General features: G+C 62.5%; 3 protein-coding genes and 1 pseudogene. 2 read left to right on the forward strand and 2 right to left on the reverse strand.

What is annotated here, in order from left to right; all coding sequences use genetic code 11:
• Nucleotides 1-156: 156 nt before the first annotated feature.
• Nucleotides 157-783 (reverse strand): glutathione S-transferase family protein, encoded by a 627-nt coding sequence (locus tag EN939_RS25825; protein ID WP_127270609.1) that lies wholly within the window; start codon nt 781-783, stop codon nt 157-159.
• A 12-nt stretch (nt 784-795) separates the two neighbouring features.
• Entirely contained in the window at nt 796-2007 is a 1212-nt protein-coding gene (locus tag EN939_RS25830) for an NADP-dependent isocitrate dehydrogenase (RefSeq protein WP_127270610.1), read from the reverse strand.
• A gap of 214 nt (nt 2008-2221) precedes the next feature.
• Between EN939_RS25830 and EN939_RS25835 the strand changes: the two genes are divergently transcribed.
• Both EN939_RS25835 and EN939_RS25840 read left to right on the forward strand, forming a co-directional pair.
• Nucleotides 2222-3136 carry an RNA methyltransferase gene (locus EN939_RS25835; protein WP_127270612.1) on the forward strand — a complete coding sequence of 305 codons (915 nt, stop codon included), beginning with the start codon at nt 2222-2224 and terminating at the stop codon, nt 3134-3136.
• Nucleotides 3129-3454, forward strand: a pseudogene (locus EN939_RS25840) (glutamate racemase); the annotation flags it as partial. The gene EN939_RS25835 and the pseudogene EN939_RS25840, both read left to right, overlap by 8 nt.

Consider the following 3454-nt stretch of genomic DNA (forward strand, 5'->3'; position numbering starts at 1 on the left):
AAGCTCATTGACGGTTGTAGCCGGAGGGGCAGCGGGCGACTTCGCCAAGCCTCGGGCCGGATGGCCATCCGGCCCGAGGCTCAATCGCTTCCATCGCACATAATCATCTCGTGCAGATACAAGGGGCGGCGCCGGCGTTGAGGAAGTTCATTCGGCCTAAGCGACCTTTTCAGTCCGCGTAAAGCTCGCACGATCGGCGACGCGTGTATACCAGTCCCGGATATCCGCGAACCGCGCCAACAGATCGCGCCCTTGCGTGACCTTGACGAAATAGGCGATGATCGGCGCGGCGTGCAGGTCCGCCAGCGTCAGTTGGTCGCCAAGCAGCCACGGACCTTGTGGCTTCAGCGATCTCAGCACCTTCAGCACCGTCTCGGCCTGAGCAAGGCCGCCGGCGATCAACGCCGAATCCGGCTCAGCCTTCTCCAGCCGCTCGACGGCAACATCCCAGACCATGGCGCGATAGCCATAGGCGTCGAGCATGCCGATGATCTGGCCCATCCTGGCGCGGCCGCGCGCGTCGGCAGGCTGCAGCGCCGGTCCTTCGAAGGCCTCGTCGATATAGCGGGCAATCGCATTGGTCTCGAACAGGCGAAACCCGTCATAACAGAAGGCCGGGATGCGGCCGAACGGATGATGCTCGAAATACCAGGCGGGAATCCCCTCGGCGGCAAAGACATCGACCGGCACAAGCTCGTAGTCGATGCCTTTTTCCGCGAGTACGAGGCGGACGATGCGTACATAGACGCTGTACTCCGCCCCGTAGACGATGGGCTTGCCCATCTTGCTTACTTGTCAGGCCATCGCCTTCTGCAGGTTCTCGTCGATCTTGTCGAGGAAACCGGTGGTCGACAGCCAGGGCTGGTCGGGGCCGATCAAGAGCGACAGGTCCTTGGTCATGAAGCCGGACTCGACCGTCTGGATGCAGACTTTTTCCAGCGTCTCGGCAAAGCGCTTCAGGTCGGCATTGTCGTCGAGCTTGGCGCGATGCGTGAGGCCGCGCGTCCAGGCGAAGATCGAAGCGATCGAATTGGTCGAGGTTTCCTCGCCCTTCTGATGCTGGCGGTAGTGGCGGGTGACCGTGCCGTGCGCGGCTTCCGCTTCCACCGTCTTGCCGTCCGGCGTCATCAGCACCGATGTCATCAGGCCGAGCGAGCCAAAGCCTTGCGCGACCGTGTCGGACTGCACGTCGCCATCATAGTTCTTGCAGGCCCAGACATAGCCGCCCGACCATTTCAGGGCGGAGGCCACCATGTCGTCGATCAGGCGGTGCTCGTACCACAGCTTCTTCGACTTGAACTCAGCCTCGAACTCGGCCTCATAGACTTCCTGGAAGATGTCCTTGAAGCGGCCGTCATAGGCCTTGAGGATGGTGTTCTTGGTCGACAGATAGACCGGGTAGTTGCGCAGCAGGCCGTAGTTCAGCGAGGCGCGGGCGAACTCGCGGATCGACTCGTCGAGATTGTACATGGCCATGGCGACACCGGCGCCGGGCGCGTCGTATACATCGTGCTCGATCACCTGGCCGTCCTCGCCGACGAACTTGATGGTCAGCTTGCCCTTGCCGGGGAAGCGGAAATCGGTGGCGCGGTACTGGTCGCCGAAGGCATGGCGGCCGACGATGATCGGCTTGGTCCAGCCGGGCACCAGGCGCGGCACGTTCTTCATGATGATCGGCTCGCGGAAGATGGTGCCGCCGAGGATGTTGCGGATGGTGCCGTTCGGCGACTTCCACATCTTCTTCAGCTTGAACTCCTCGACGCGCTGTTCGTCGGGGGTGATCGTCGCGCATTTCACGCCGACGCCGTGTTTTTTGATGGCGTTGGCCGAATCGATGGTCACCTGGTCGTTGGTGGCGTCGCGGTGCTCGATGCCGAGGTCGTAATATTCAAGCTTGAGGTCGAGATAAGGGTGGATCAGCTTGTCCTTGATGAACTGCCAGATGATGCGGGTCATCTCGTCGCCGTCGAGTTCGACGACCGGGTTCGCCACCTTGATCTTCGCCATGGAAAGAATGCCTCGTTGCTGGATATGGGACGGCCTTGCCCGCGCGGCGTTGGGCCGGGAGATGTCGCCCGTATATCAAAGCGCTTTTGGCCACGCAAACGGCGATCGGTCACGAATTGGAGGCCAGAGCCGTCGTCATTTGCGAATGCTTCATTTTCCCGGCCGAATGTGGCAGGGACGCTGAAATGCCGCAAACAGCAGTTCATTGACAATCATGCCCGTCATCAAAGATCCCGATAGCATTGCAGTCGCTGGCCCGGCGATCATCCTCGTCGAGCCTCAGCTTGGCGAGAACATTGGCATGGTCGCGCGCGCCATGGCCAATTTCGGCCTGTCGGAGCTGCGCCTGGTCAACCCGCGTGATGGTTGGCCGAGCGAGAAGGCGCGCGCGGCGGCCAGCCGCGCCGATCATGTCATCGACGCTGTCACCGTCTTCGACGATCTGGCCTCGGCGCTCGCCGACCTGAACTTTGTCTTCGCCACCACGGCCAGGCAGCGCGACGGCTTCAAATCCGTGCGCGGGCCGGTGGAGGCGGGCAGGCTGCTGCGGGCGCGCCACGTGATGGGCCAGCGCACCGGCATCCTGTTCGGACGCGAACGCTTCGGCCTCTACAATGACGAGGTCGGCCTTGCCGACGAGATCGTCACTTTCCCGGTCGATCCCGATTTCTCCTCGCTCAACATCGCCCAGGCAGCACTTCTGATGTCCTACGAATGGATGAAGTCCGGCCTGGAGGACGAGACCAAGACCAATTTTTCCGGCCCGGACATGAAATCGGCAAGCAAGGAAGAATTGCACGGCCTGTTCGCCTATCTCGAAGGCGCGCTGGAAGCGCGCGGCTATTTCCGGCCGGCGCCGAAGAAGCCGAAAATGATCGACAATCTTCGCGCGGTGCTGACACGCCCCGGTTTTGCCGAACCGGAGCTGAAGGTGCTGCGCGGCATTATTTCGTCGCTCGACAGGTTTTCTCCGGCGATGCCGCGCGGCGACGGGTCCCCTGGCGACGACCCGCGGCGCTTGCCCGCGGCCGCCGCGCGGGCCCGCAAGGCGGAAGCGGCGCGCCTTGCCGACACCGGCAAGGACGATGACATACCGCCGCTTGGCGGAAAAGGAACCGACAATGACTGAGCGGCCGATCCTGATGTTCGATTCGGGCATCGGCGGGCTTACCGTGCTGCGCGAGGCGCGCGTGCTGATGCCCGATCGCCGCTTCATCTATGTCGCCGACGACGCTGCGTTTCCCTACGGCGCTTGGGAAGAGCCGGCGCTGAGGGCGCATATACTCGAATTGTTCGGCAAACTGCTTGAGCGCTTTGCGCCGGCCATTTCCGTCATCGCCTGCAACACCGCCTCGACGTTGGTGATCGATGCGTTGCGCGATAGATTTCCCGAGCATCCTTTCGTCGGCATGGTGCCTGCGATCAAACCGGCGGCGGAACGTACGCG

The organism is Mesorhizobium sp. M7A.F.Ca.CA.002.05.1.1 (assembly GCF_003998335.1).
In the GTDB taxonomy this organism is placed as follows: Bacteria; Pseudomonadota; Alphaproteobacteria; order Rhizobiales; family Rhizobiaceae; genus Mesorhizobium.

Bases quoted from the DNA above. Each gene is read 5' to 3' on its own strand.
- EN939_RS25825 (WP_127270609.1), bottom strand. From the start codon at position 783: ATGGGCAAGCCCATCGTCTACGGGGCGGAGTACAGCGTCTATGTACGC.
- EN939_RS25830 (WP_127270610.1), bottom strand. From the start codon at position 2,007: ATGGCGAAGATCAAGGTGGCGAACCCGGTCGTCGAACTCGACGGCGAC.
- EN939_RS25835 (WP_127270612.1), top strand. From the start codon at position 2,222: ATGCCCGTCATCAAAGATCCCGATAGCATTGCAGTCGCTGGCCCGGCG.